The 25,847-nt window shown below is 69.7% G+C and carries 26 protein-coding genes and 5 tRNA genes; 14 read left to right on the top strand and 17 right to left on the bottom strand.

Annotated features, from left to right (window positions below; genetic code table 11):
* Positions 1-28: 28 nt before the first annotated feature.
* Together AB0B50_RS35920 and AB0B50_RS35925 are read left to right on the top strand one after the other, a co-directional pair.
* Positions 29-262, top strand: a complete 234-nt coding sequence (locus tag AB0B50_RS35920) for an Lrp/AsnC ligand binding domain-containing protein (protein WP_016642988.1) — start codon at positions 29-31, stop codon at positions 260-262.
* A 20-nt stretch (positions 263-282) separates the two neighbouring features.
* On the top strand, positions 283-780 hold the full coding sequence (locus AB0B50_RS35925) for a DUF3515 domain-containing protein (RefSeq protein ID WP_362340028.1): 498 nt from the start codon (positions 283-285) through the stop codon (positions 778-780).
* 51 nt (positions 781-831) lie between these two features.
* Here the strand turns inward: AB0B50_RS35925 and AB0B50_RS35930 are convergent, their stop codons facing one another.
* Genes AB0B50_RS35930 through AB0B50_RS35940 form a run of 3 tightly spaced genes read right to left on the bottom strand, consistent with a single transcriptional unit; the run spans position 832 to position 3,855 of the window.
* Positions 832-2,013: a D-alanine--D-alanine ligase family protein gene (locus AB0B50_RS35930; protein WP_362340029.1), complete on the bottom strand. Its 1,182-nt coding sequence runs from the start codon at positions 2,011-2,013 to the stop codon at positions 832-834.
* A gap of 34 nt (positions 2,014-2,047) precedes the next feature.
* Positions 2,048-3,076: an NAD(P)H-dependent glycerol-3-phosphate dehydrogenase gene (locus AB0B50_RS35935; protein WP_362340030.1), complete on the bottom strand. Its 1,029-nt coding sequence runs from the start codon at positions 3,074-3,076 to the stop codon at positions 2,048-2,050.
* Positions 3,073-3,855, bottom strand: coding sequence for a lysophospholipid acyltransferase family protein (locus tag AB0B50_RS35940; RefSeq protein ID WP_362340031.1), 783 nt, complete (start codon positions 3,853-3,855; stop codon positions 3,073-3,075). The genes AB0B50_RS35935 and AB0B50_RS35940 overlap by 4 nt, the downstream gene beginning before the upstream one ends.
* Positions 3,856-4,053: 198 nt before the next feature.
* Between AB0B50_RS35940 and cofC the strand changes: the two genes are divergently transcribed.
* Positions 4,054-4,689: a 2-phospho-L-lactate guanylyltransferase gene (gene cofC, locus AB0B50_RS35945; protein WP_362340032.1), complete on the top strand. Its 636-nt coding sequence runs from the start codon at positions 4,054-4,056 to the stop codon at positions 4,687-4,689.
* Between the two features lie 14 nt (positions 4,690-4,703).
* Entirely contained in the window at positions 4,704-4,907 is a 204-nt protein-coding gene (locus AB0B50_RS35950; protein ID WP_030787468.1) for a hypothetical protein, read from the top strand.
* Between the two features lie 135 nt (positions 4,908-5,042).
* Here AB0B50_RS35950 and AB0B50_RS35955 read toward each other — a convergent pair whose 3' ends face one another.
* The 4 genes from AB0B50_RS35955 to leuC form a co-directional block, all read right to left on the bottom strand.
* On the bottom strand, positions 5,043-5,723 hold the full coding sequence (locus tag AB0B50_RS35955; protein WP_362340033.1) for an HU family DNA-binding protein: 681 nt from the start codon (positions 5,721-5,723) through the stop codon (positions 5,043-5,045).
* A gap of 162 nt (positions 5,724-5,885) precedes the next feature.
* Complete coding sequence (locus AB0B50_RS35960) at positions 5,886-6,122, bottom strand: hypothetical protein (protein ID WP_362340034.1); 237 nt, start codon at positions 6,120-6,122, stop codon at positions 5,886-5,888.
* Positions 6,123-6,369: 247 nt separating this feature from the next.
* A complete protein-coding gene (leuD, locus tag AB0B50_RS35965; RefSeq protein WP_362340035.1) occupies positions 6,370-6,963 on the bottom strand; it encodes a 3-isopropylmalate dehydratase small subunit in 594 nt (197 codons plus the stop codon).
* 5 nt (positions 6,964-6,968) lie between these two features.
* Positions 6,969-8,393 (bottom strand): 3-isopropylmalate dehydratase large subunit, encoded by a 1,425-nt coding sequence (leuC, locus tag AB0B50_RS35970; protein ID WP_362340036.1) that lies wholly within the window; start codon positions 8,391-8,393, stop codon positions 6,969-6,971.
* Positions 8,394-8,573: 180 nt separating this feature from the next.
* Here leuC and ndgR point away from each other — a divergent pair, with 180 nt between their 5' ends.
* Positions 8,574-9,290, top strand: a complete 717-nt coding sequence (gene ndgR, locus AB0B50_RS35975; RefSeq protein WP_055698144.1) for an IclR family transcriptional regulator NdgR — start codon at positions 8,574-8,576, stop codon at positions 9,288-9,290.
* Between the two features lie 128 nt (positions 9,291-9,418).
* On the opposite strand, the gene AB0B50_RS35980 is transcribed toward ndgR, so the two are convergent.
* On the bottom strand, positions 9,419-9,904 hold the full coding sequence (locus tag AB0B50_RS35980; protein WP_362340037.1) for a DUF4188 domain-containing protein: 486 nt from the start codon (positions 9,902-9,904) through the stop codon (positions 9,419-9,421).
* Positions 9,905-10,010: 106 nt separating this feature from the next.
* On the opposite strand from AB0B50_RS35980, the gene AB0B50_RS35985 reads away from it, so the two are divergent.
* Positions 10,011-10,664 (top strand): MerR family transcriptional regulator, encoded by a 654-nt coding sequence (locus tag AB0B50_RS35985; RefSeq protein WP_362340038.1) that lies wholly within the window; start codon positions 10,011-10,013, stop codon positions 10,662-10,664.
* Positions 10,665-10,704: 40 nt separating this feature from the next.
* Here AB0B50_RS35985 and AB0B50_RS35990 read toward each other — a convergent pair.
* The 9 genes from AB0B50_RS35990 to AB0B50_RS36030 form a co-directional block, all read right to left on the bottom strand.
* Positions 10,705-10,777, bottom strand: a tRNA-Glu gene (locus AB0B50_RS35990).
* A gap of 28 nt (positions 10,778-10,805) precedes the next feature.
* Positions 10,806-10,877 (bottom strand) — tRNA-Gln (locus AB0B50_RS35995).
* Positions 10,878-10,898: 21 nt separating this feature from the next.
* Positions 10,899-10,971: transfer RNA gene (locus tag AB0B50_RS36000), tRNA-Glu, on the bottom strand.
* A gap of 62 nt (positions 10,972-11,033) precedes the next feature.
* Positions 11,034-11,106: transfer RNA gene (locus tag AB0B50_RS36005), tRNA-Glu, on the bottom strand.
* A gap of 40 nt (positions 11,107-11,146) precedes the next feature.
* A tRNA-Gln gene (locus AB0B50_RS36010) sits at positions 11,147-11,218 on the bottom strand.
* 88 nt (positions 11,219-11,306) lie between these two features.
* On the bottom strand, positions 11,307-12,035 hold the full coding sequence (locus tag AB0B50_RS36015; protein ID WP_362340039.1) for an HAD family hydrolase: 729 nt from the start codon (positions 12,033-12,035) through the stop codon (positions 11,307-11,309).
* A gap of 69 nt (positions 12,036-12,104) precedes the next feature.
* Positions 12,105-13,583: a glutamate--tRNA ligase gene (gene gltX, locus AB0B50_RS36020; RefSeq protein WP_362340040.1), complete on the bottom strand. Its 1,479-nt coding sequence runs from the start codon at positions 13,581-13,583 to the stop codon at positions 12,105-12,107.
* Entirely contained in the window at positions 13,576-14,361 is a 786-nt protein-coding gene (locus AB0B50_RS36025; RefSeq protein WP_362340041.1) for a fumarylacetoacetate hydrolase family protein, read from the bottom strand. Before AB0B50_RS36025 ends, gltX begins: the two co-directional genes overlap by 8 nt.
* Before the next feature lie 80 nt (positions 14,362-14,441).
* Positions 14,442-14,642 (bottom strand): hypothetical protein, encoded by a 201-nt coding sequence (locus AB0B50_RS36030; RefSeq protein ID WP_362340042.1) that lies wholly within the window; start codon positions 14,640-14,642, stop codon positions 14,442-14,444.
* Positions 14,643-15,217: 575 nt separating this feature from the next.
* Between AB0B50_RS36030 and AB0B50_RS36035 the strand changes: the two genes are divergently transcribed.
* The 8 genes from AB0B50_RS36035 to AB0B50_RS36070 all read left to right on the top strand — a co-directional run bounded on the left by AB0B50_RS36035 (position 15,218) and on the right by AB0B50_RS36070 (position 25,811).
* Positions 15,218-19,099 carry a nitrate- and nitrite sensing domain-containing protein gene (locus AB0B50_RS36035; protein ID WP_362340043.1) on the top strand — a complete coding sequence of 1,294 codons (3,882 nt, stop codon included), beginning with the start codon at positions 15,218-15,220 and terminating at the stop codon, positions 19,097-19,099.
* Between the two features lie 9 nt (positions 19,100-19,108).
* Entirely contained in the window at positions 19,109-19,522 is a 414-nt protein-coding gene (locus AB0B50_RS36040) for a roadblock/LC7 domain-containing protein (RefSeq protein WP_030787430.1), read from the top strand.
* 140 nt (positions 19,523-19,662) lie between these two features.
* A complete protein-coding gene (locus tag AB0B50_RS36045; protein WP_055698152.1) occupies positions 19,663-20,067 on the top strand; it encodes a DUF742 domain-containing protein in 405 nt (134 codons plus the stop codon).
* A complete protein-coding gene (locus AB0B50_RS36050) occupies positions 20,048-20,632 on the top strand; it encodes an ATP/GTP-binding protein (protein WP_362340044.1) in 585 nt (194 codons plus the stop codon). The genes AB0B50_RS36045 and AB0B50_RS36050 overlap by 20 nt, the downstream gene beginning before the upstream one ends.
* 486 nt (positions 20,633-21,118) lie before the next feature.
* The gene (locus AB0B50_RS36055) at positions 21,119-24,136 is read left to right on the top strand and encodes a nitrate- and nitrite sensing domain-containing protein (protein ID WP_362340087.1); all 3,018 of its coding nucleotides are present in this window, start codon (positions 21,119-21,121) and stop codon (positions 24,134-24,136) included.
* 10 nt (positions 24,137-24,146) lie between these two features.
* Positions 24,147-24,560 carry a roadblock/LC7 domain-containing protein gene (locus AB0B50_RS36060; RefSeq protein ID WP_030787419.1) on the top strand — a complete coding sequence of 138 codons (414 nt, stop codon included), beginning with the start codon at positions 24,147-24,149 and terminating at the stop codon, positions 24,558-24,560.
* Between the two features lie 95 nt (positions 24,561-24,655).
* Positions 24,656-25,246, top strand: a complete 591-nt coding sequence (locus tag AB0B50_RS36065; RefSeq protein WP_362340045.1) for a DUF742 domain-containing protein — start codon at positions 24,656-24,658, stop codon at positions 25,244-25,246.
* Positions 25,227-25,811: an ATP/GTP-binding protein gene (locus AB0B50_RS36070; RefSeq protein ID WP_030361923.1), complete on the top strand. Its 585-nt coding sequence runs from the start codon at positions 25,227-25,229 to the stop codon at positions 25,809-25,811. Before AB0B50_RS36065 ends, AB0B50_RS36070 begins: the two co-directional genes overlap by 20 nt.
* The last annotated feature ends 36 nt before the right edge of the window (positions 25,812-25,847 follow it).

A 25,847-nucleotide genomic window follows, 5' to 3' on the forward strand; every position in this document is an offset into this window, starting at 1 on the left:
TGATCCTCGTGGCCGCCCTGGAGGTTCCGTGGTACAGGCGTACATCCTGATCCAAACAGAGGTCGGCAAGGCGTCGACCGTCGCCGAGCTGATCGGCAAGATCCCAGGAGTGATCCAGGCCGAGGACGTGACCGGTCCCTACGATGTCATCGTGCGCGCCCAGGCGGACACGGTGGACGAGCTCGGCCGCATGGTGGTCGCCAAGGTCCAGCAGGTGGATGGCATCACCAGAACTCTGACCTGCCCGGTCGTGCACTTGTAGCCCCCGTCTACCCTGGCCCGGTGAACATCCCCCGCCTCCGGCGCCGCTGCCTCATAGGAACGTCCGCTCTCGCCCTGTTGATCACGACAGCGGCCTGCTCATCTACGGACGACGAGGCGTCGGTGGTGGTTCCGTCCCCGGACGCGAAGGCGGCGGGACTCTGCCGGGACCTGCACAAGCAGCTCCCGAAGAAGCTCGACGGTCTTGAGCGCACGGACCCCGGTCCCACGTCCGAGCTGACCGCAGGGTGGGGAGACCCGGCGATCATACTGCGCTGCGGTGTGGAGCGGCCCCCGGAGATGATCGATCCCGCTTACGCCGAGAAGAACGGCGTGAAGGTCAACGGCGTGGCCTGGCTCCTGCAGAAGAACGACGACGGCTCGTACACGTTCACCACGGGGGCGCGCCTCGCCTACGTCGAGGTGAAGCTGCCCGAGGAGCGGACGGGGGACGGCCTCGGCCCGCTCACGGACTTCGCCGCCCCCATCAAGAAGACCATCCCCAAGGGGATCGCCTGACCGCGCCGGAGGATCGCCTGACGGCTGCGACGCGGCCGGGCCGGTCGGCCGCTAACGCAGTCCCGTGGAGCGGTTGAGCGCCGCCTGGATGAGGCGGTCCACCAGCTCCTCGTAGCCGACGCCGCTCTTCTCCCACATCTGCGGGTACATCGAGATGGGCGTGAAGCCCGGCATCGTGTTGATCTCGTTGATCACGAACTGCCCGTCCTCGGTGAGGAAGAAGTCCGCGCGCACCAGGCCCTCGCAGGACGCCGCATCGAACGCGTCGACCGCGAGCCGCTGGATCTCGGCGGTCTCCTCGGGCGTCAGCGGGGCGGGCACGATGCCGGGCGTCGAGTCGATGTACTTCGCCTCGAAGTCGTAGTAATCGTGCGCCTGCACGGGCGGGATCTCGGCCGGGACGCTCGCGCGCGGGCCGTCCTCGAACTCCAGGACACCGCACTCGATCTCGCGGCCGCGCAGCAGCGCCTCGACGAGGATCTTGGGGTCGTGGCGCTGCGCCTCGGCGATCGCCTCGTCGAGCCCCTCGAAGGAGTCGACCTTCGTGATGCCGATCGACGAGCCCGCGCGCGCGGGCTTGATGAACAGCGGCCAGCCGTGCTCACCGGCGAAGTCCGCGATGCGCTGCCGGGCGCCCGCCTCGTCCTGGCGCCACTCGCGGGGGCGGATCACCAGGTAGGGGCCGACGTTCAGGCCGAAGGACGTGAACACCCGCTTCATGTAGTCCTTGTCCTGGCCGACGGCCGAGGCGAGGACACCGGAGCCGACGTAGGGCACTCCGGAGAGTTCGAGCAGCCCCTGGAGGGTGCCGTCCTCTCCGTAGGGACCGTGCAGCATCGGGAAGACGACGTCGACCTCGCCGAGCGCCTTGGGCACGGAGCCGGGCTCGCTGTAGACGACCTCGCGGTTGCCGGGGGCCAGGGGCAGCACGACGCCGCCCTCGACGGAGTCGGAGAGGTCGGCCACGTTCGGCATCCGGCGGTCGGCGATCGCCATCCGGTCGGGCTCGTCGGCGGTCAGCGCCCAACGGCCGTCCGTGGTGATGCCGATCGGCAGGACGTCGTACTTGGTCCGGTCGATCGCACGCAGCACGGCGCCGGCCGTGACGACGGAGATGCCGTGCTCCGAGCTGCGGCCGCCGAACACGACGGCCACGCGCGGCTTGCGGAGCGGCTGCTCAGAGCTCGGCTCGGGGCGGGGCTCAGGGCTCTGGGGGAGGTTCTCGCTGCTCATATCGCGTCGAGAGTACCCGCTGTCCCAAAAACAGTCAGCGGCGCTCGGGCTTGGCGCTGCGCGACATGAGCTCCTTCAGGGCGACCATCGGGGGCGTTCCCTCGTGCACGATCCCGACGACGGTCTCCGTGATCGGCATGTCGACGCCGTGCCTGCGCGCCAGATCCAGCACGGACTCACAGGACTTGACGCCCTCGGCGGTCTGCTTGGTGACCGCGATGGTCTCCTCCAGGGTCATGCCCTTGCCGAGGTTGGTGCCGAAGGTGTGGTTGCGCGAGAGCGGCGATGAGCAGGTGGCCACCAGGTCGCCCAGGCCCGCGAGTCCGGAGAACGTCAGCGGGTCGGCACCCATGGCGAGGCCGAGGCGCGTGGTCTCCGCGAGGCCTCGCGTGATGAGGGAGCCCTTGGCGTTGTCGCCGAGGCCCATGCCGTCCGCGATGCCGACGGCGAGACCGATGACGTTCTTCACGGCGCCGCCGAGCTCGCAGCCGACCACGTCGGTGTTCGTGTACGGGCGGAAGTACGCCGTGTGGCAGGCCGTCTGGAGGCGCTGCGCGACCGCCTCGTCCCGGCAGGCGACCACGGCGGCGGCGGGCTGCCGCGCGGCGATCTCACGGGCGAGATTGGGGCCGGTGACGACGGCGATCCGGTCCGCAGGGACCTTCGTGACGTCCTCGACGACCTCGCTCATCCGCATCGCGGAGCCGAGTTCGACGCCCTTCATGAGGGAGACGAGCACGGTGTCTGAGGCGAGCAGCGGAGCCCACTCGGCGAGGTTGCCGCGCAGGGTCTGCGAGGGCACGGCGAGCACGGTGAAGTCGGCGTCCGCGGCGGCCTCGGCCGGGTCGGTGGTCGCCCTGAGGTTCGCGGGGAGTTCGACGCCGGGGAGGTAGTCCGGGTTGGTCCGCGTGGAGTTGACGGCGTCGGCGAGTTCGGCGCGACGGCCCCACAGGGTGACGTCGCACCCCGCGTCGGCGAGCACCATGCCGAAGGCCGTACCCCAGGAGCCCGTTCCGAAGACGGCGGCCTTAACGGGGCCTGCCGAGTTCACGGGGTTCGTCACTTGCTGTCCTCCGAGGTGCTCTCTGCGGTGCTCTGCGCGGCGCTGCCGCCCGCGGCCTTGCGTCGTTGCTCGAGCCGGGCCCTGCGCGGGTCGTACGGCGTCTCGGGGGCCTTCTCGCCCCGGATCTCCTCCAGGAGTTCGGTGATCGCGGCCATGATGGTCTCGGTCACCTCGCGCAGCACCTCGGGCGTCGGCTCCTTGTCGTAGAAGCGCGACAGGTCGACGGGCGCCCCGGCCTTCACCTGGAGGGTCTTGCGCGGGAAGAAGGCGGGCTTCTTGCTGTACGGCGGCAGGGCGAGGTTGGCGCCCCACTGTGCGACGGGAATCACCGGGCACTTGGTCTTCAGAGCGACCCGCGCGGCACCGGACTTGGCCGTCATCGGCCACATGTCGGGGTCCCTGGTGAGAGTGCCTTCCGGGTAGAAGGCGACGCACTCGCCGCGCTCGATGGCGTCGACCGCGGCACGGAAGGCGTCGAGCGCGTTCGTGGTCTCGCGGTAGACCGGGATCTGACCCGTGCCCTTCATCACTTTGGCGACAAAGCCGCCTTTGAAAAGGCCGTCCTTTGCCAGGAATCGCGGCACCCGTCCGGTGTTGTACTGGAAGTGCGCGTACGAGAACGGGTCGATATGGGAGTTGTGATTCACCGCCGTGATGAATCCGCCGTCGTCCGGAATGTGTTCCATTCCACGCCAGTCCCGCTTGAACAGAACCACGAGCGGCGGTTTTGCGATGACCGCCGCAAGGCGGTACCAGAAGCCGATTCTGCGGCGGGACACGCGGACACCTTCCTCCATGAACCTGGTCGGCCGCACAAGTGTCGCCCCAGGCTGTCTGTCTGTCGAGAACACCGTACGCCCACCCGTCTCCCGCCACCGCCCCTGCGTGGAGGCACCGTGCGCCGCACCGTTCGGACCCCCCGCTGCCCCGACCCTTCAGCAGGTCACAATGGGCGCGACGAGAAGGACGGAGCGCCCGTGCAGTGGACCCTGGTCATACCCCTGAAACCGCTGGCGCGCGCCAAGAGCAGGCTCGCCGCCGCCTCCGGGGACGGCCTGCGCCCCGGCCTCGCCCTGGCGTTCGCGCAGGACACCGTGGCCGCCGCGACGGCGTGCCCGGCGGTGCGGGATGTGGCGGTAGTCACGGACGACGCCCTGGCGGGTCGTGAGCTCGCGGCCCTGGGCGCCCGCGTCGTCCCGGACGTGCCGGGAGGGGGTCTCAACGCCGCTCTCGCACACGGGGCGGCCCTCGTGCGCGCCGAACGCCCCGAGGCGCCCGTCGCGGCCCTGAACGCCGATCTGCCGGCCCTGCGCCCCGCGGAATTGGCCCGCGCCCTCGACGACGCCGCCCAATTCCCCCGCGCATTCATGCCGGATGCCGCGGGAATCGGGACGACACTGCTGTCCGCCGCGGCCGGCACGGAATTGCGCCCCGCGTTCGGCACGGCCTCCCGGGCCCGCCACGCGGCGTCCGGCGCCGTGGAACTCGCGCTCGACGGCGTCGATTCCGTGCGCCAGGACGTGGACACCGGAGAGGACCTGCGGGCCGCTCTCCTGCTCGGCGTCGGCCCGCGCACCACCGCGGCCGCCGCCCGGCTGCTCATCTCCGACTGAGTACGCTGCTCTCCATGCAGGCGACCGCGTACACGTACGACTCCGAGACCCGCAGCGGCAGCGTGCTGCTCGACGACGGGACTCCCGTGCCCTTCGAGGCCCCCGCGTTCGACGCGGGAGGGCTGCGCCTGCTGCGGCCGGGACAGCGCGTGCGCATCGAGGTCGACGGCGAGGGCGAGGCCCGCCGCATCACCCTGGTGACCTTGCAGACCTTCTGAGCGTCCCGCCTTCTGACGCGTCCCGCGCGCGAACGACGTCCTGGGACACACACCTGGACACACACTCCTGGACACACGACGCGGGCCGGGCTCCCCCGTGGGAGTCCGGCCCGGCGCGTGAGTGCCCCTGTGCCCTTACTTCTTGCGGGCAGTGGCCTTCTTGGCGGTCGTCTTGCGCGCCGTCGACTTCTTGGCGGGCGCCTTCTTCGCCGTGGCCTTCTTCGCCGGCGCGGTCTTCTTGGCCGTCGCCTTCTTGGCCGGAGCGGCCTTCTTGGCGGTGGTCTTCTTCGCCGTGGCCTTCTTCGCCGTCGCCGTCGCCTTCTTGGCGGCGGTCTTCTTGGCGGTGGTCTTCTTCGCCGTGGCCTTCTTCGCCGTCGCCGTCGCCTTCTTGGCGGCGGTCTTCTTGGCCGTGGTCTTCTTCGCCGTGGCCTTCTTGGCGGTGGCCTTCTTGGCCGCGGCCTTCTTGACCGTCGCCGAAGCACCGCCGGTCAGGCTGCCCTTGGGCGCCTTCTTGACCGCGACGTCGTTCTTCGGGAGCTTCTTCGAGCCGCTGACCAGGTCCTTGAAGCCCTGACCCGCACGGAAGCGCGGAACGGAGGTCTTCTTGACCCGCACGCGCTCCCCGGTCTGCGGGTTGCGGGCGTAACGGGCCGGTCGGTCGACCTTCTCGAACGAGCCGAAGCCGGTGACCGAAACACGGTCCCCGCTGACGACGGCACGGACGATGGCGTCCAGGACCGCGTCCACGGCGTCGGCGGCCTGCTGACGGCCACCGACCTTGTCGGCAATCGCTTCTACGAGCTGCGCCTTGTTCACGTCTTCCCCTTCGGAGACATTGCCGGGAGCGAAATACTCCGGCTTTTTCGCACGTTAGGCAGATATATACCGCAAATCAAACACGAAACGGGCTAATCACCCTTGTGCCGCAACGAACTGGCCCATCTCGGAGTTCCTCGAAGGCCCGTTGAGGCTTGACACTCAGGTGTCTTCGGGGAATCGACCCTCGTCAGCTTCGTCGAGGGAGGCCATCAATCGCTCCAGACGCCTTGCCGCATCGGCGAGATCGTGTTTGGCCGCGGCCGTAATGACCAGCAGCTTCCGGGTCAGCGCCATCCGTACGCCCTCCGGGACTTGCAGTGCACGCACCCGTGAGTGCGCTTCCTTCAGTTGGTCCGCGACGAGCCCGTAGAGCTCGAGTTGGCTGTCACGTCCCATGCACCGATTGTGCCATCTGGGGCGAGTTGTCGCCTCCGCAGGGGGTAACTACCGCCATCCACGGCCCTCCTGAGGGTACCCCGACAGGCCAAGTACAAGGGGATTTCCGGCCTCTTCTTCCTTCGGGAGCAAGGGAGTTGAGACCACCCGTTCAGGTCATCGAGGGCCCCGGCCGGGCGCACACAGATGTACCCCCAACCGTCCACGATTGGGGGTACATCAGGGGGTTGCGAGGTGTTGCGGGACGTCAGACCTGAACGGTCCGCGGCTTGTACGAGGGACGCTTGGTCTCGTACGCGGCGATGTCCGCCTCGTTCTGCAGCGTGATGCTGATGTCGTCCAGGCCGTTCAGGAGCCGCCAGCGGGCGTTCTCGTCGAGTTCGAAGTCGGCGGTGATGCCCTCCGCGCGGACCTGGCGGTCCTGCAGATCCACCGTGATCTCGGCCTGCGGGTCGTTCTCCGTCAGCTCCCAGAGCGCGTCCACGACCTTCTGGTCGAGCACGACGGTGAGCAGGCCGTTCTTCAGCGAGTTGCCGCGGAAGATGTCGGCGAAGCGGGACGAGATGACGGTCTTGAAGCCGTAGTTCTGCAGCGCCCACACGGCGTGCTCACGGGAGGACCCGGTTCCGAAGTCCGGTCCGGCCACCAGAACCGTGGCGCCCTGGCGCTCGGGGCGGTTGAGGACGAACTCGGAGTCCTTGCGCCAGGCCTCGAAGAGCCCGTCCTCGAAGCCGTCCCTGGTGACCTTCTTCAGCCAGTGGGCGGGGATGATCTGGTCGGTGTCGACGTTGCTGCGGCGCAGCGGAACGGCCCGGCCGGTGTGCGTGGTGAAAGCTTCCATGGTTCTCAGACTCCGGCGGTCACGGGGGCGTCGGACAGGTCGGCGGGCGAGGCGAGGTGGCCGGTGACCGCAGTGGCGGCGGCGACCTGCGGGGAGACCAGATGGGTGCGGCCGCCCTTGCCCTGCCTGCCCTCGAAGTTGCGGTTCGACGTGGACGCCGAGCGCTCGCCGGGGGCCAGTTGGTCGGGGTTCATGCCCAGGCACATCGAGCAGCCCGCGTGCCGCCACTCGGCGCCGGCGGCGGTGAAGACCTTGTCCAGGCCCTCCTCGACGGCCTGCAGGGCGACCCGGACCGAGCCGGGAACGACCAGCATCCGTACGCCGTCGGCGACTTTGCGGCCCTCGACGACGGAGGCGGCCGCACGCAGGTCCTCGATGCGGCCGTTGGTGCAGGAGCCTACGAAGACGGTGTCGACCTTGATGTCGCGCAGCGCCTGCCCGGCGGTCAACCCCATGTATTCCAGGGCCTTTTCGGCGGCGTTGCGCTCCGAAGCGTCTTCGTACGAAGCCGGGTCGGGGACGTGTCCCGAAAGCGGCGCTCCCTGGCCGGGGTTGGTGCCCCAGGTGACGAACGGCGCCAGCGAGGCGGCGTCGATGTAGACCTCGGCGTCGAAGACCGCGTCGTCATCGGTCTTCAGGGTCTTCCAGTACGCGACCGCGGCGTCCCAGTCCTCGCCCTGCGGGGCGTGGGCGCGGCCCTTGATGTACGCGAAGGTGGTCTCGTCCGGGGCGATCATCCCGGCGCGGGCGCCCGCCTCGATGGACATGTTGCAGATGGTCATGCGGGCCTCCATCGAGAGCTTCTCGATGGCCGGGCCGCGGTACTCCAGGACGTACCCCTGACCGCCGCCGGTGCCGATCTTCGCGATGATCGCGAGGATCAGGTCCTTGGCCGTGACGCCGTCGGGCAGTTCGCCGTCGATGGTGATGGCCATGGTCTTCGGGCGGGCCATCGGCAGCGTCTGGGTGGCGAGCACGTGCTCGACCTGGGAGGTGCCGATGCCGAACGCCAGCGCGCCGAAGGCGCCGTGGGTGGAGGTGTGCGAGTCGCCGCAGACGACCGTGGTGCCGGGCTGGGTCAGTCCCAGCTGCGGTCCCACCACGTGGACGACGCCCTGCTCCACGTCGCCCAGCGGGTGCAGCCGCACGCCGAACTCGGCACAGTTCTTGCGGAGCGTCTCCAGCTGCGCCCGCGAGACCGGGTCGGCGATGGGCTTGTCGATGTCGAGGGTCGGGGTGTTGTGATCCTCGGTCGCGATGGTGAGGTCGAGCCGCCGCACCTGGCGGCCGGCCTGACGGAGGCCGTCGAAGGCCTGGGGACTGGTCACCTCGTGCAGCAGGTGCAGATCGATGAAGAGGAGGTCGGGCTCGCCCTCGGCGCGCCGGACGACGTGGTCGTCCCAGACCTTCTCCGCGAGTGTCCTACCCATCGCTTTCCCTCCGACCGGCCGCTTCGCCGGCCCAACTAGAGAATCCGTTCGCCGACGCGCGTACCCCTCGTGCCACACGTCGACAGCCGATCCGTTGGTCCGCGGATCGCTCGTACAGCGTGGCGCGTTCCACGGAAATTTGAACTTGCGTTTCACAGAGTGAGACGGGAGTATCGACGCATGGACAACTCTAGCGGCGTCGGCGTTCTCGACAAGGCGGCCCTTGTCTTGAGCGCTCTGGAGTCCGGTCCGGCCACCCTCGCGGGCTTGGTCGCGGCCACCGGGCTCGCACGACCCACGGCCCACCGACTCGCCGTGGCACTGGAACACCACCGGATGGTGGCGCGCGACATGCAGGGCCGTTTCATCCTCGGCCCGCGCCTCGCGGAGCTCGCGGCGGCGGCGGGCGAGGACCGCCTGCTCGCCACGGCGGGCCCGGTCCTCACGCACCTGCGCGACGTCACGGGCGAGAGCGCGCAGCTCTACCGCCGCCAGGGCGACATGCGCATCTGCGTGGCCGCGGCGGAGCGCCTCTCGGGCCTCAGGGACACCGTCCCGGTGGGTTCGACGCTCACGATGAAGGCGGGCTCATCGGCCCAGATCCTGATGGCTTGGGAGGAGCCGGAGCGCCTGCACCGCGGTCTCCAGGGCGCCCGCTTCACGGCCACGGCCCTCTCGGGCGTACGCCGCAGGGGCTGGGCCCAGTCGATCGGCGAGCGCGAGCCGGGCGTCGCGTCCGTCTCCGCGCCGGTGCGGGGCCCCTCGAACCGGGTGGTGGCCGCCGTCTCGGTCTCCGGGCCGATCGAGCGCCTGACCCGCCACCCCGGCCGTATGCACGCGCAGGCGGTCATCGACGCGGCGGGACGCCTCTCCGAGGCCCTGCGCCGCGCCGGCTGACGGCACCTGGCGCCGAAAGCGCCACAGAGCACGCACAGAGCGCTGGAAGGGACCGCCTCAACGCCGCGGCGGCCCCTTCCGGCGCTTTCCTTTGTGCCGCCCCCCCTTCCGGGGCCCCCTCGGAACCCTCAGGCCACCTTGAGGCGGTCGGCGGCCCGGTCCCCGCGGCGGCCCACCGGAATCACGCCGGTGGCCTCCCCCAGGCCGAACGCGGGCATGTTGACGTACACCGCCTCATGGGCGCCGGCCGGCACGACGAACGTCTCGTGCCAGAAGCCGACCTTCCCCTTGCCTTCCCTGATACGGCGGTTGAAGGCCGCCCACGCGGGCCGGTGCTGCTTGCCCTGCGCCGCCGAGTAGGCGAGCAGCTTCTCCTGCGACTCCCAGTACTGGACGACGTAGAACAGGCGCGGCCCGCCGAGCAGGAGCCGGTACCCCAGCATCCCGCTCCCCCGGTCCCGCGACAGCTCCTTGAGCATGCGCGGCATCGCCAGGAAGACAGGCCACCAGCTGCGTACGGCACGGAAGTTGTTGATGCGCATCCCGATGTGGAAGACGACCACGCCGCCCTGCGCGTCGGCGGTCATGCGCCCTTCGATCGGCTTGTCGCTCATGGCGTTTCCCCCTTGGTAGAGCCTTGGCCGAGCGTTGGATAGTTCCGCTATCCATGCTTGGATAGTGCCACTCTCCAAAGAGGGACGCAAGAGGAGGCACCAACCGATGAAACTGGCGGAGCTGGCTCGGGCCAGCGGCCTCTCCAGGGCGACGATCAAGTACTACTTGCGCGAGGACCTGCTCCCGCCCGGCGAGTACGTGACGGCGACACAGGCCGAGTACGACGAATCCCATCTGCAGCGGCTCCGGCTCGTGCGCGCGCTGATCCAGGTGGGCCGGGTTCCGGTCGCGTCGGCGCGCGAGGTCCTGCGCGCCCTGGAGGACGAGTCGCTGGACCACAACTCCCGTCTGGGCACGGCGGTGTGGGCCCTGCCGCACGGCCCGGAGTCCGCCGAGGACGGCTCGACACTGGAGGCACGCCGCACGGTCGGCGCGCTCCTGGAGCGCCTCGGCTGGGAGCACACACAGGGGTACGGGGAGGAGTCGCCCGCGTACCGGATGCTGGTGACCGCGGTCACCACCCTGCACCGGCTCGGATACCCGTGCGCCGTCGAGGACTTGGCGCCCTACGCGCGCGCGGGGCACCAACTGGCCGTCTCCGACCTGGACTTGATCGAGCGGTACGAGTCGCCGGACCGGCAGCTGGAGGCAGCCGTCGCGCTCACGGTGCTGTACGAGCCGGTACTGCTGAGCCTGCGCCGCATCGCACAGGCCGAGGAGTCCAACCGCCGCTTCGGGCAAGGATCCGCGCGGGAATGACGAAGGGGCCCTCCCACTGGGAAGGCCCCTTGCCGTTCTGTACCCCCGACCGGATTCGAACCGGCGCTACCGCCTTGAGAGGGCGGCGTGCTAGGCCGCTACACAACGGGGGCGTGGATCTTGCGTTTCCGCAGATCCGAGCTGGTCTACCAGGACTCGAACCTAGACTAACTGAACCAGAATCAGTCGTGCTGCCAATTACACCATAGACCAATGTGGTTTAGACCAACTCAGTACCCCCGACCGGATTCGAACCGGCGCTACCGCCTTGAGAGGGCGGCGTGCTAGGCCGCTACACAACGGGGGCCCTAGCGATCCTGCATCAGAAACAGTGGGTGCGACCCGATCTGTTCCCGCGGGAAGGATCTGTACCCCCGACCGGATTCGAACCGGCGCTACTGCCTTGAGAGGGCAGCGTGCTAGGCCGCTACACAACGGGGGCTTCGTGGATGAGATCCACATTTGCAGATGAGCTCTGCGAGCTGGCCTACCAGGACTCGAACCTAGACTAACTGAACCAGAATCAGTCGTGCTGCCAATTACACCATAGGCCACCGAAACGCAACCCCCTGGGGGATTTTGCTTGGCTTGCGCTTCCGGTTCCGGGCTTTTCGTCCCGCTCCCCTCGGCGCAGGAAGAACATTACCCGAAGGTGGACGGCGCTCCAAAACGGGTATCCCCGCGCAGCAGCGCGGGGAGCTCGGAGAGGCGCGTGATGCGGTGTACGCCCGACGGGCCTTCCTGCGCGCCGGCGTTGCGGTCGAGCCAGATCCCGACGAGGCCCGCGTCCCTCGCGCCTCGCGCGTCGATCTCCGGCTGGTCGCCGACGTAGGCGATCTCGGCGGGGTCCAGGCCCAGCGTCGTACAGACCGCGTGGAAGGCCTCGGCGGCGGGCTTGGAGACGCCGAGGTCGGCGGCGCACAGGACGGCCTCGAAGCGGTCGCGGATGCCGAGGACGCTCAGCTTGCGGTCCTGTACGGCCAGGGCGGAGTTGGAGAGGACCGCCTGGCGGTAGTCGCCGGCGAGGGCGTCCAGGGTGGGGACGGTGTCGGGGAAGAGGGACCAGGCCGATTCGTAGTGACCGATGTAACGCGCGAACCAGGCGTCGGCGTCGGGGTCGGCCAGGGTGGGGGCGTCCAGGAAGTCGCGTACGCGGTCGCGGCGCTGTTCCTCGAAGGCGACCTCGCCGGCGCCGAAGCGGGCCCAGTGGCGCTCGGTGAGCTGCCGCCACAGCGCCAGGGCGCGCTCGGCGGTCTCGTACCTCTCCAGGAGGCCCTCGGCGACGAGGTGCGCGTTCATGCCGGTGGTGTCGGCGCGCGCGTAATCGAAGATCGTGTCGTCGATGTCCCAGACCACGGCTTTGATCGGCATGTCTTCGACCGTATGCGAAGGACCCGGGAGCCGTGGCGGCTTCCGGGTCCTTCGTGGTGCGGGGTGCTGTTACGCGGTGAGTTTCGTCAGGGCCGCGTCGATGCGGGACAGGGTCTTGTCCTTGCCCAGGATCTCCAGGGACTCGAAGAGGGGCAGGCCGACCGTGCGGCCGGTGACGGCTACGCGGACCGGGGCCTGGGCCTTGCCGAGCTTGAGGCCGTGCTCCTCGCCGGCGGCCAGGACGGCCTCCTTGAGGGACTCCGGGGAGGTCCAGTCGGCCGCCTCCAGCTTGGCGCGGGCCGTGCGCAGGAGGGCGTCCGAGCCTTCCTTCATGGCCTTCGTCCAGCTCGGCTCGTCGAAGACCGGCTCCGGCAGGAACAGGAAGTCGACGTTGGCCGTGATCTCCGAGAGGACCTTCAGGCGGGACTGCGCGTGCGGCGCGATGGCCTGCCAAGCGGCCTCGTCGAAGTCCTCGGGGGCCCAGTTGGCGTGCGGGGCCTTCAGCCAGGGCGCGCAGGCCTCGGCGAAGGTCTTCACGTCCAGCATGCGGATGTGGTCGGCGTTGATCGCCTCGGCCTTCTTCAGGTCGAAGCGGGCCGGGTTGGAGTTCACGTCCGCGAGGTCGAACTTGGCGACCATCTCGGGGATCGTGAAGACGTCCTGGTCCGCCGAGAACGACCAGCCCAGGAGGGAGAGGTAGTTGAGCAGGCCCTCCGGGAGGAAACCGCGCTCGCGGTAGAGGTTGAGCGACGCCTGGGGGTCGCGCTTGCTCAGCTTCTTGTTGCCCTCGCCCATGACGTACGGGAGGTGGCCGAACTCGGGGATCGTCTTCGCGATGCCGAGCTCGATCAGCGCCTTGTAGAGGGCGATCTGGCGCGGCGTCGAGGAGAGCAGGTCCTCGCCGCGCAGGACGTGGGTGATCTCCATCAGGGCGTCGTCGACCGGGTTGACCAGGGTGTACAGCGGGGCGCCGTTGGCACGCACGATGCCGTAGTCGGTGACGTTCTCCGCCTGGACCGTGATCTCGCCGCGGACCAGGTCCGTGAAGGTCGTGGCCTCGTCGGGCATCCGGAAGCGGATGATGTGCCCCCGGCCCTCGGCCTCGTACGCCTCGATCTGCTCGGCGGTGAGGTCGCGGCAGTGGCCGTCGTAGCCGGACGGCTTGCCGGCGGCGCGGGCGGCCTCGCGGCGGGTGTCCAGCTCCTCTGCGGTGCAGTAGCAGGGGTAGGCGTGGCCGCCGTCGATGAGCTTGGCGGCGACGTCCTTGTAGATGTCCATGCGCTGCGACTGGCGGTACGGCGCGTGCGGGCCGCCGACCTCGGGGCCCTCGTCCCAGTCGAAGCCCAGCCAGCGCATCGAGTCGAGCAGCTGCTCGTACGACTCCTCGGAGTCGCGAGCCGCGTCGGTGTCCTCGATGCGGAAGACCAGGGTGCCCTCGTTGTGCCGGGCGTAGGCCCAGTTGAAGAGGGCGGTGCGGACCAGACCCACGTGGGGGTTGCCGGTCGGGGAGGGACAGAAACGTACGCGGACGTTCGTCGCGTTAGCCACGCTTGATCACCTTGTTGGTGAGAGTGCCGATGCCTTCGATGGTGACGGCGACCTCGTCGCCGACGTTGAGGGGGCCGACCCCTGCCGGGGTGCCCGTGAGGATGACGTCGCCGGGGAGCAGCGTCATGGCCTCGGAGATGTTCACGATCAGATCCTCGATGGGGTGGATCATCTCGCTGGTGCTGCCGAGCTGGCGCTGCTGGCCGTTGACCGTGCACTGGACGGTGAGGTCGTTCGCGGCCGCCAGGTCGATGCCGGTCTCCACCCAGGGGCCGAGCGGGCAGGCGCTGTCGAAGCCCTTGGCGCGGGCCCACTGCTTCTCGCGGCGCTGGACGTCCCGTGCGGTGACGTCGTTGGCGCAGGTGTAGCCGAAGATCACGTCCTTGACCCGCTCGCGCGGGACCTCGCGGCACATGCGGCCGATGACCACGGCCAGCTCGGCCTCGTGGTGCAGCTCTTCGGAGAACGAGGGGTACGTGATGTCGTCGCCGGTGCCGACCAGCGACGTGGACGGCTTGAGGAACGCGAAGGGGGCGTCGGGGACCTCGTTGCCGAGCTCCGCCGCGTGCTCCTTGTAGTTGCGGCCGAAGGCCACGATCTTGTTCGGGAGCACCGGCGGCAGCAGGCGGACCTTGCTCAGCGGGACCTTGGTGCCGGACAGCTCGAAGTCGGCGTACGGGATGCCCTTGATGATGTCGAGGACGAGCCCGTCGGGGCCCTCCCCCTCGACTACGCCGTAGCCGACATTGCCGTCGATGGAGAACCTGGCGATGCGCACGAGAGCCTTAGCCTCTTGATGGGATGGAAGAAGTCTGACACCCCAGGCTAACGCGGCGCCCCGTCCCGACCTCCCGCTTATTAGCCCGCGACGGGGGTCTGCGCCTCCGGCGCGTCCATGAGGATCGTGCGCTTGGGGTTGGCCGTCTGGGTGGGGAGTTCGACGGCGTGCTCCGGCAGCTCGGGGGCGGCCTGCATCTCGTCGGCGTCCTTGAGGTGCGCGAGAGTGGTGCGGCGCGGGTTGGCTATGTTGCGGAACATCGTCGACTTCACAGTCTTCATCTGTTGTTCGGGCCCTGTCGGTCGAGGCGTCGTCTGACGGACGCAGCTTGTCGGATTCGCCATCCCTGTAAAGCGTCAGGCTAAACATCCAATTCCCGGCCAAAGTCCAGAAGAGGCCATGATCTTCGTGTGAGTTTGCTCACGAGTTGGCGGACAAATAGGGCAAGTTGCCACAGGGTTCAGCCAGTTGGAAACGGACATTGCGCCACTGAAGGCACCATTCCGCTCCTGATCATGAAGACTGGGACACCCCTCGCCAGCAGGAGCTTTGCGGTGATCGGTCCGTTTTCTCCTAGATCACTTTCTACGTCTCGTGACTCCGCACTCACACGGCGTCACGTACGTCGCGACGCGACACACGGGCCTTGTTGGAGATCCGGCACTGTGCTGGAATTCCCGGGACCGCCGCGGGATCGAACCGGCGCGCAGGGGCGCAACGCAGCGCCGAGTGGCGGCGGGAAGGGGGAGCAGCGCCGGCTCACTCACGACCATCCATGGGGCGCTCGCCGCCCCACGACGCCGACACCGTCCGGCCGCTGTGCGGCAGGACGCCTGGTCCAGAGGTTGCGACGCTAGTGCAGGGACGTTTCAAGAGGGATGGCGCGGGGTCTCCCCAGGCCCGCCAGGGCCGAGGGGAAGCCGCTGCGGAGCCGGAGCGCGGCGGGACCGACCGCGGCGCCTCTCCCCAGCACGCCCAGAACCCCGGACCGGGCACGCCCGGCGAGAGCGGCGCGAAGGCCGCCCCGGCCAAGGGCAAGGGCTCGGCCGGTGCCAAGTCGCCCACGGGTCCCGGCTCCCGAATAGCCCTGCGCAACTGGCGCATCTCCACGCGTCTGGTCTCGCTGCTCGCGCTCCCCGTGATCACCGCGACCTCGCTCGGCGCGCTCCGCATCAACTCGTCCATGGACGAGATCCAGCAGCTCGACAACATGAAGCTGCTGACCGACATGACCAAGCAGGCCACCGAGCTGGCCGCGGCGCTCCAGGAGGAGCGCGACAAGTCGGCGGGCCCCCTGGCCCACGGCGCGAAGGCCACGGACTACACGGTCAAGGGCGCGCGCGACAAGACCGACCGGGTGTACCGCAACTTCCTGCAGGGCACCCAGGACCTGAACGACACCGACGGCGAGAAGGGCCTGCTCGGCGTCCGGCACAGCGCGGTCCAGATCACCCAGCAGCTCCAGGGCATCAACAAGGTCCGCAAGGACGCCTTCAAGGACAACAAGTCCACCTCGCAGACCGTCGAGGCCTACAGCCAGCTCGTCGAGCAGCTGCTCGCGCTGTCGCAGGACATGGCGCAGGCGACCAGCAACCCGGACATGATCCAGCGCACCCGCGCCCTGGCCGCCTTCTCCTCGGCCAAGGAGTACGCGTCCGTCCAGCGCGCGATCATCGCCGCGGCCCTGCCGGCCAACGACGACGAGTACGGCAAGATCTCCGAGACCGACCGCACCTTCGGTCTCAGCGCGAACGAGAAGGAGCGCTCGGAGCTCCAGACGTTCAGCAAGATCTACGCGGGCAACGCCGAGGAGCTCACCAAGCCCATCGACGGCGGCAACTCCCAGATCAAGGCCTCCAACGAGTACGCCAAGCGCGTCCTCGAGCAGGAGGGCGGCATCAAGCTCCAGGACAAGCGGTCCTACAAGGACTGGGTCGACAACGACACGACCAAGATCGACGCGATGTCGAAGATCGAGCTGACGCTGCTCGGCGAGATGGAGCAGAAGGCCCGCGAGCTGCGCAACGAGTCGGAGCAGTCGGCCATCCTCAACGGTGCGCTGATCCTGCTCGTGCTCGGCGTCTCGCTCGTCGGCGCCTTCGTCGTGGCCCGGTCCATGATCCGCTCGCTGCGCCGGCTCCAGGACACCGCGACCAAGGTCGCCCAGGACCGCCTGCCCGAGCTGGTCAAGCAGCTCTCGGAGTCGGACCCGCAGGACGTCGACACCTCCGTCGAGTCCGTCGGTGTGCACTCCCGGGACGAGATCGGCCAGGTGGCCGCGGCCTTCGACGACGTGCACCGCGAGGCCGTCCGCCTCGCCGCCGAGCAGGCCCTTCTGCGGGGCAACGTCAACGCGATGTTCACCAACCTCTCGCGCCGCTCCCAGGGCCTCATCCAGCGCCAGCTCTCGCTCATCTCCGAGCTGGAGTCCCGCGAGGCCGACCCGGACCAGCTGTCCTCGCTGTTCAAGCTCGACCACCTCGCCACGCGTATGCGTCGTAACGGTGAGAACCTCCTCGTCCTCGCCGGTGAAGAGCCCGGTCGCCGCTGGACCCGGCCCGTCCCGCTCGTCGACGTGCTGCGCGCCGCCGCGTCCGAGGTGGAGCAGTACGAGCGCATCGAGCTCGCCTCTGTGCCCGCGACCGAGGTCGCCGGACGCGTCGTCAACGACCTCGTGCACCTCCTCGCCGAGCTCCTGGAGAACGCGACCTCGTTCTCCTCGCCGCAGACCAAGGTCAAGGTCACCGGTCACGCGCTGCCCGACGGGCGCGTCCTGATCGAGATCCACGACACCGGCATCGGCCTCTCGCCCGAGGACCTCGCGGCGATCAACGAGCGGCTCGCCTCGCCGCCCACCGTGGACGTCTCGGTCTCGCGCCGCATGGGTCTGTTCGTGGTCGGTCGCCTCTCGCAGCGCCACGGCATCCGCATCCAGCTCCGCCCGTCCGACTCCGGTGGCACGACCGCGCTGGTCATGCTGCCCGTCGACGTGGCCCAGGGCGGCAAGAAGGCTCCGGGCAAGCCCGGGGGGCCCGCCCCGACCGGCGGCCCCGCCGCCGCTCAGGCCGCCGCGGGTGCCGCGGCCGCGCGCCGCGGTGTCGGCGCGGGCAACAACGGTCCCGCGCTCGGCAGTGGTCCCGGCCTCGCCGGTGGGCCCGGCCGTGGCGGCCCCGCCCTCGGCAGCGGCCCGGGTGCCGGTGCTCCGGGTGGTCCGGGCCGGCTCGGTGCCGGTGCGCCGCGCCAGCAGGTCGCGGGCTCGGGTCCGCGGGCCGCGCTGCCCGCCCGGGAGACCGGACAGCAGCGTCCGCCTGCCGTCCCGCAGGCGGGACAGCCGGGACAGGCCGGACAGCAGCAGGGCCAGCAGGGACCGGGCCAGGGCCGTCAGCCGCAGGCGCCGCAGGGCGGCCGTGGCAGCAACGCGCCGCAGCCTCCGGTTCCCCAGCAGCGTACGAATGCCATGAATCCGCCGGCGGACACCGGCTCGGGCGACCAGGGCCGCAGGCCGCAGCTGCCGCCGCGCGGAGGTCCGCGTGCCGAGCTGCCCGGGGGCAACCCCCAGCCGCGCGTGCCCAGTTGGAGCGACGAGAACGCGCAGCCGCAGGTGTCGCGCGAGCCGTTCGACGCCCCGCGCGGTCACGAGGAGCCCGAGTCCACGGGCCAGTTCCCGCAGCCCACGGCCGGCGCCGGCACAGGCCTGGACGACCGGCAGGGTCCCGGCTCCACCGCCGAGTTCGCCCGCCCGGACTTCGACGGGCCGCCGCCCGGCACGCCCGCCGCGCAGGACAACGGCTCCACCGGTCAGTTCGTCCGCTCGGACGTCTTCGGCAGCCAGGGCGGCCAGGGCCCGAGCGACGCCCAGCGCCACCAGCAGCAGGGCCAGGAGCCCGCGCAGCAGGGCCGCCAGGAGAACCAGCAGCCCCGGCAGCAGGATCCGCTGACCGACCCGCTGACGGGCCCCCTGCAGGGCCAGGCCGACAACGGCCTCGCGCAGCGCGGCAGTCGGGAGATGCCCGACTACACCGTGCCGCGACCGCCGGCCCCGCGCCGCGGTCAGGTCGACCCCGGCCAGGGCATCCCCCAGCAGCCGCAGGCCTCCTCGCAGCAGAACCAGCAGCAGTCGCCTCAGCCGCAGTCCGCCCAGCCCGAGGATCTGCTCCCCGCGGCCGGTCCCGGCGACGGCCGTACGCCGCTGTACGACACGCTGGAGACCAACTGGTTCCAGCAGCAGAACCAGCAGCAGGCCGCGCCGCAGAACCAGCAGCCCGCGCCGCAGGACCCGCAGAACCGGCACGCCGCCCAGCAGCAGGAGCCGCAGAGCCGTCAGGCCCCCGAGGCCGCGCCGCGCCGCGCCCCCGAGCCGCCGCAGCGTCCGCTTCCCTCGCGCCCCCAGCGCCAGGACCCGGCGGCCGCTCCCACGGGCGGCGGTGGCACCAACGGCAGTGGCACGCCCACCGGTTGGCGCTCCTCCCCCAACGACGAGCTGGGCCGCCAGGCCGAGCGCGTCCGGCAGCCCTCCGCGGGCGGCGTCACCACATCCGGACTGCCGCGTCGCGTCCCGCGGGCCAACCTGGTCGCGGGCACGGCCCAGCAGCAGCAGGACAGCACAGGTCCGCAGGTCTCGCGTGCGCCCGAAGAGGTACGCGGCCGGCTGACGAATCTCCGTCGGGGCATCCAGCAGGGTCGCCAGGCCGGTACCGGCCAGACCGGCAGTTTCCCCACTCACCAGCAGGAGCGTTAGTTGAGTCCGATGAGCCAGGCGGCACAGAATCTGAACTGGTTGATCACCAACTTCGTGGACAACACCCCCGGGGTGTCCCACACGGTCGTGGTCTCCGCCGACGGCCTCCTGTTGGCCATGTCCGAAGGCTTCCCACGCGACCGCGCCGACCAGCTCGCCGCGGTCGCCTCCGGGCTGACCTCGCTGACCGCGGGCGCCTCCCGGATCTTCGAGGGCGGCACCGTCACGCAGACCGTGGTGGAGATGGAGCGGGGGTTCCTCTTCATCATGTCGGTCTCCGACGGCTCGTCCCTGGCCGTGCTCGCGCACCCCGAGTGCGACATCGGCCTCGTCGGGTACGAGATGGCGCTCCTCGTCGACCGCGCGGGCGCCGTCCTGACCCCGGACCTCCGCGCCGAGCTCCAGGGCAGCCTGCTCCACTAGGCCCGCCGGCCCCGAAGCTTTTGCCCCTTCGGCCGCCCCACCGACCGAACGTACTGACCAACCGTCCGGCCGCCACACTGCCCCCACCGGCTCTGTCAGACGGCACACGCAGATGACCTGCTGTCCCGCCCGGAGGATCCATGACCCCGCCCACCGCCTCTCACAACCCGTACGGCTCCGACGCGTCGTACGGAATGGAGGGCGACCAGCCGCTGGTGCGTCCCTACGCGATGACCGGCGGCCGGACCCGGCCCCGCTACCAGCTCGCGATCGAGGCGCTGGTGAGCACCACGGCCGACCCGGCCCAGCTGATGGGGCTGCTCCCCGAGCACCAGCGGATCTGCCACCTGTGCCGTGAGGTCAAGTCGGTGGCCGAGGTCTCGGCACTCCTTTCGATGCCGCTCGGCGTCGCCCGGATCCTCGTGGCCGACCTGGCCGAGGCCGGGCTCGTCGCCATCCACCAGCCCGGCGGCGACGAGTCCGCCGGCGGCCAGCCTGACGTGACACTGCTCGAAAGGGTGCTCAGTGGACTTCGCAAGCTCTAGCGGTTCGGGCGCGGGCCGTTCCACCACCTCCGCCAAGATCGTGGTGGCGGGTGGCTTCGGCGTGGGCAAGACCACGTTCGTCGGGGCGGTCTCCGAGATCAACCCGCTGCGCACCGAGGCCGTGATGACGTCCGCGTCCGCGGGCATCGACGATCTGACCCACACCGGGGACAAGACGACGACCACGGTGGCGATGGATTTCGGCCGAATCACGCTCGACCAGGACCTGATCCTGTACCTCTTCGGTACGCCGGGTCAGGACCGCTTCTGGTTCATGTGGGACGACCTGGTGCGCGGTGCCATCGGCGCCGTCGTCCTCGTGGACACCCGCCGTCTCGCCGACTGCTTCCCGGCGGTCGACTACTTCGAGAACAGCGGTCTGCCCTTCGTCATCGCCCTCAACGGCTTCGACGGCCACCAGCCGTACACGCCCGACGAGGTGCGCGAGGCGCTGCAGATCGGGGACGGTACGCCGATCATCACGACCGACGCGCGACACCGTGCGGACGCAAAGAGTGGCTTGATCACTCTGGTCGAGCACGCACTTATGGCACGTCTCAAGTAGCCGAGGCCATACGGCAGTTGCCGTAGATCGCATGGAGCGGCCTGTGTCCTTTGACACGGCCGCACGCCGTGTTCATAACGTTTCGACAGAGAATTGCCCGGTGACCGCCACACATCGCGGTCATCTGGTGTCGCTGTGCTCACAAGAGCCCCGCCTTTTGGCGGGGCTCGCTCTTTATGACCGATTTATCTGAGGCTTACACCACTCGGAAGTTCCGCTTCCCACTGTTTGGAGCAGCGGCCCCTGACGTGCTGGAATGCGCTGAACTGCCCAGTAGCACGGGCCTTGGAGACGACAGCGGCACGACGTGAGTGCCGCCGCCGAGAGGTTGTTGGTCGAGTGAGGCGAAGCAAGCCGAGCCCCGCATCACCCCCCACCAGCGGGGACGCGCGGGGCAACTTCACCCCGCCGCCGCGCGCAGCGGCGTCCCCCGTTGACGTGGCCGCCACACCCGGCAATGAGCCCCAGGCTCCCTCCGGCGGACGGATGTCTCCCCGCAACTGGCGTGTGCCGACCCGGCTGAACGCGATCCTGCTCATACCCGTGCTCGTCGGCCTGGTCATGGGCGGTTTCCAGGTCAAGAGCTCCATCGACACCTGGAGCGAGGCCCAGGACGCCGAGAGCACCGCCCGTCTGGTGCGTGCCTCCCTCGACTACGGCAACCGCCTCATCGAGGAGCGCGACATCTCCGCCGCTCCGCTCCTGAACGGCGACCGGAACAACGCGGCCGTCGTCAAGGCCCGCAAGGCCACGGACGAGGCCGCCGCCGAGTTCAAGGCGGCTTCCGAGAAGATGCCGGACAAGGAAGGCCTCCAGCGCCGTCTCGACGCCTTCCACAAGGTGGAGCCGCACCTGGCGCCGCTGCGTCAGAACGCGTACACCACCAAGCTCAGCGGCGTGAAGACCGAAGAGGGCTACGTCGCCATCCAGCACCCCCTGATGGAGTTCGCCAACGAGCTCGGTCTGGGCACCGGCAACATCACCAGCTACGGCCGCACCGTCTACGCGATCTCGCTCTCCAAGGCCGCGCTCTCGCTGGAGCGCTCCATCGGTACGCACCTGCTGGTCAAGCCGGGCCCCGGCACCGGTTCGCTCACGCTGCAGCGCACCTCCTTCGCCTCGTACGCCTACCTCGAGCGCATCGCCATCGAGGAGTACACCGGCGGCGGCACCCCCGAGGACGTCGCCAAGCTGGAGGAGGCGAAGAAGGAGCTGACGGCCGCCGGCGAGAAGCAGGCCAAGGAGGCCGCGGCCGCCGCGAAGGCGCAGGGCAAGACCTTCGTCCCGCCGCCCGCGCAGGACAAGATGATCACGGCCATCGCCACCCTGGAGAGCACCCAGCCGAGCGCCCGCGTGGAGCTCGCAGGCAAGGGCATCACGCGCGAGGCCTGGTGGGCGACCACCACCGCCAAGTTCGACGCCTACCGCACCATCGAGTCGGACCTCGCCGACAAGGCCGTGGACGAGGCGTCCGACATCGCCGCCGACGCCCAGCGCAACGCCTACATCACCGGCGCCATCGTGGTCCTGGCGCTCCTTGCCGCCTTCATCCTGGCCGGGCTCATGGCCCGCCAGATGTCCAAGTCGATGCGCCGGCTGCGCACCGCCGCCTTCGGCATCGCCGAGCAGCGCCTGCCGATGCTGGTCGACCAGCTCTCGCGCACCGACCCGGGCCGCGTCGACACCCGCGTACAGCCCATCCCGATCACGTCCACGGACGAGATCGGCGAGGTCGCCCGCGCCTTCGACCAGGTGCACCGCGAGGCCGTGCGGCTCGCCGCCGAGCAGGCGCTGCTCCGCGGCAACATCAACGCGATCTTCACCAACCTCTCGCGCCGCAACCAGTCGCTGATCGAGGGCCAGTTGACCCTGATCACCGACCTGGAGAACAACGAGGCCGACCCGGACCAGCTGGAGAACCTCTTCCGCCTGGACCACCTGGCGACCCGTATGCGCCGCAACGGCGAGAACCTCCTCGTCCTCTCCGGCGAGGAGCCGGGCCGCCGCTGGGACCAGCCGGTGCCGCTGGTGGACGTCCTGCGCGCCGCCTCCTCCGAGGTGGAGCAGTACGAGCGCATCGAACTGGCGGGCGTGCCGGAGGCCGAGATCCACGGCCTGGCCGTGACCGACCTCGTGCACCTGCTCGCCGAGCTCCTGGAGAACGCCACCACGTTCTCCTCGCCGCAGACCAAGGTCCGCGTCACCGCGACCCGCCTGCCCGACGGCCGCGTCATGGTCGAGATCCACGACAAGGGCATCGGCCTCACCGCCGAGGACTTCGCGGACATCAACCACAAGCTGGCCAACCCGCCGACCGTGGACGCCGCGATCTCGCAGCGCATGGGCCTCTTCGTGGTCGGCCGGCTCTCCGACCGGCACGGCATCCGCGTCCAGCTGCGCCCCTCGGGCGAGCAGGCGGGCACGACCTCGCTGGTCATGCTGCCGGACGGGATCACGCACGGTGGCGGTGGCGACCAGGCCCCGCACGACCCCGAGTTCACCGTCTCCTCGATCATCCCGGAGCAGCAGGTCCACGAGGCCGAGCCGCTGCGCACGGCCGCGGAGCTCGGATTCGACGACAGCCGCTACCACGGCGACGGCACCGAGGCGCAGCCCGAACTCGACCCCGTGGGCCGTTCGTTGATGCGCGAGGGACGCCGCGCGGCGCTCGAGGCGCAGGCCCATCAGCCCGGCGGCCACCGCCCGCTCTTCCGCGACGAGGTCGAGCCGCAGCAGGCCCAGCAGGGCGCGTACGAGCAGCAGGCGCCCGCGTACGACGAGCAGCAGGTCGCCTACGACGAGCAGCACGCGGCGTACGACCAGGGTCAGCAGGCGTACGACGACCAGTACACCACCGGGAGTTACGCCAACGCGCAGTACACCGAGGACGGTTACGGCAACGAGCAGGGCTACGCGGCCGACCCGTACTACCCCGCCCAGGACGGCTACCAGGACCAGCAGATCTCCTATCCGGAGCGGTCCCACCAGGACGACTGGCCCAGCGGTGACGGTTACCAGCAGGAGTACGGCCAGGAAGCGGAATCTGCCCCGGCGGCCCCCGCGCCCGACGCCGAGCGCGTAGGCTTCGACCGTCCGGGTCCGACTCCGTCCGTCGTCCACGAGATGACCGACGCGGGCCTCCCCCGCAGGGGCTCCTCCGCCGCGAACGGGAACGGTAACGCCCCCGCCGCGAACGAGGGCGACGGCGACGGCGATTGGCGTTCGTCCAACGACGAGCGCTGGCAGCGCGCCGAGCGCCTCAAGGAGCCGAAGGCGGGCGGGGTCACCTCGTCCGGGCTCCCGCGGCGGGTGCCCAAGGCCAATCTGGTCGAGGGCACGGCGGAACAGACCCCGCAGGGCGGCCCCCAGGTCTCCCGCGACCCCGAGGACGTACGGGGCAGGCTGAGCAACCTGCGCCGCGGCGTCCAGCGGGGACGCACTGCAGGCAGTGACACGAATGGCCAGGGCTTCAGCCCTGATAGCACCTACAACCAGGAGCGTTAGTGTGAGCCCGATGAGCCAGGCGGCGCAGAACCTGAACTGGTTGATCACCAACTTCGTGGACAACACCCCCGGGGTGTCCCACACGGTGGTGGTCTCCGCCGACGGACTCCTTCTGGCGATGTCCGAAGGCTTCCCCCGCGACCGTGCCGACCAGCTCGCGGCCGTCGCCTCGGGTCTGACCTCGCTGACCGCCGGGGCCTCCCGGATCTTCGAGGGCGGCTCCGTGACCCAGACCGTTGTGGAGATGGAGCGAGGATTTCTCTTCATCATGTCCATCTCCGACGGCTCCTCGCTCGCCGTTCTCGCCCACCCGGATGCGGACATCGGTCTCATTGGGTACGAGATGGCACTTCTTGTCGACCGCGCGGGCACAGTTCTCACTCCGGACCTGCGCGCGGAACTCCAGGGGAGCCTTCTCAACTAACAGACAGACGGTGCGTTTTCGCGTCCCGGGGCCGTAAGGTTTCGGGACGCGGCTCCACAGTGATGGTGCCCGGCACAGTTGGAGGAGGAAGCAACGTGGCAACACCCCCAGACGGTTCGTCATCGGCGAACTGGTCCCCTGGTCACGGCCAGGGTGGCCAGCACGACGGCGGCCCGAACAGGTACAACTTCCCCTCCGCGCCGAGCCACCGCCGTCAGCCGTACGCGCAGCCCCAGCAGCCCGGGCCGCGTCCGTACGACCAGGGTGCCCCGGCGCAGGCGCCCCGTATCCAGCCCGTGCAACCCCAGCGGCGCGCCCCCGAGCCGGCGCCCGCGGGGTCGGCGAACAACCCCCTGGTGCGCCCGTACGCCATGACGGGCGGCCGCACCAGGCCCCGCTACCAGCTCGCCATCGAGGCGCTGGTGCACACCACCGCACAACCGCACCAGCTGCAGGGCCAGTTGCCCGAGCACCAGCGGATCTGCAATCTGTGCCGCGAGATCAAGTCAGTGGCTGAGATCTCGGCACTGCTCTCCATTCCCCTCGGCGTCGCCCGAATCCTCGTAGCCGACCTGGCGGAGGCCGGACTTGTCGCCATCCATCAGCCCGGCGGCGACGAGTCCGCCGGCGGCCAGCCAGACGTGACACTGCTCGAAAGGGTGCTCAGTGGACTTCGCAAGCTCTAGCGGCGGAGCAACAGCCCGCTCCACCACCAGCGCGAAAATCGTGGTGGCGGGCGGCTTCGGCGTGGGCAAGACCACGTTCGTCGGGGCGGTCTCTGAGATCAACCCGCTGCGCACCGAGGCCGTGATGACGTCCGCGTCCGCGGGCATCGACGACCTCACCCACACCGGAGACAAGACCACCACGACGGTGGCCATGGACTTCGGTCGCATCACCCTGGACCAGGACCTGATCCTGTACCTCTTCGGTACGCCGGGGCAGGACCGATTCTGGTTCATGTGGGACGACTTGGTCCGTGGCGCCATCGGCGCGGTCGTCCTGGTCGACACGAGGCGGCTCGCCGACTGCTTCCCCGCCGTCGACTATTTCGAGAACTCCGGACTTCCCTTCGTGATCGCCCTCAACGGCTTCGACGGCCACCAGCCGTACACGCCGGACGAGGTCCGCGAGGCGCTGCAGATCGGCCCGGACACCCCGATCATCACGACGGACGCGCGCCACCGCGCGGACGCGAAGAGCGCGCTGATCACCCTGGTCGAGCACGCCCTGATGGCGCGCCTGCGGTAGTTCTTCGCGCATTCCTTTTACCCGTACGCGGATGAG

It is taken from the genome of Streptomyces sp. NPDC041068 (genome assembly GCF_040647455.1).
GTDB lineage: Bacteria > Actinomycetota > Actinomycetes > Streptomycetales > Streptomycetaceae > Streptomyces.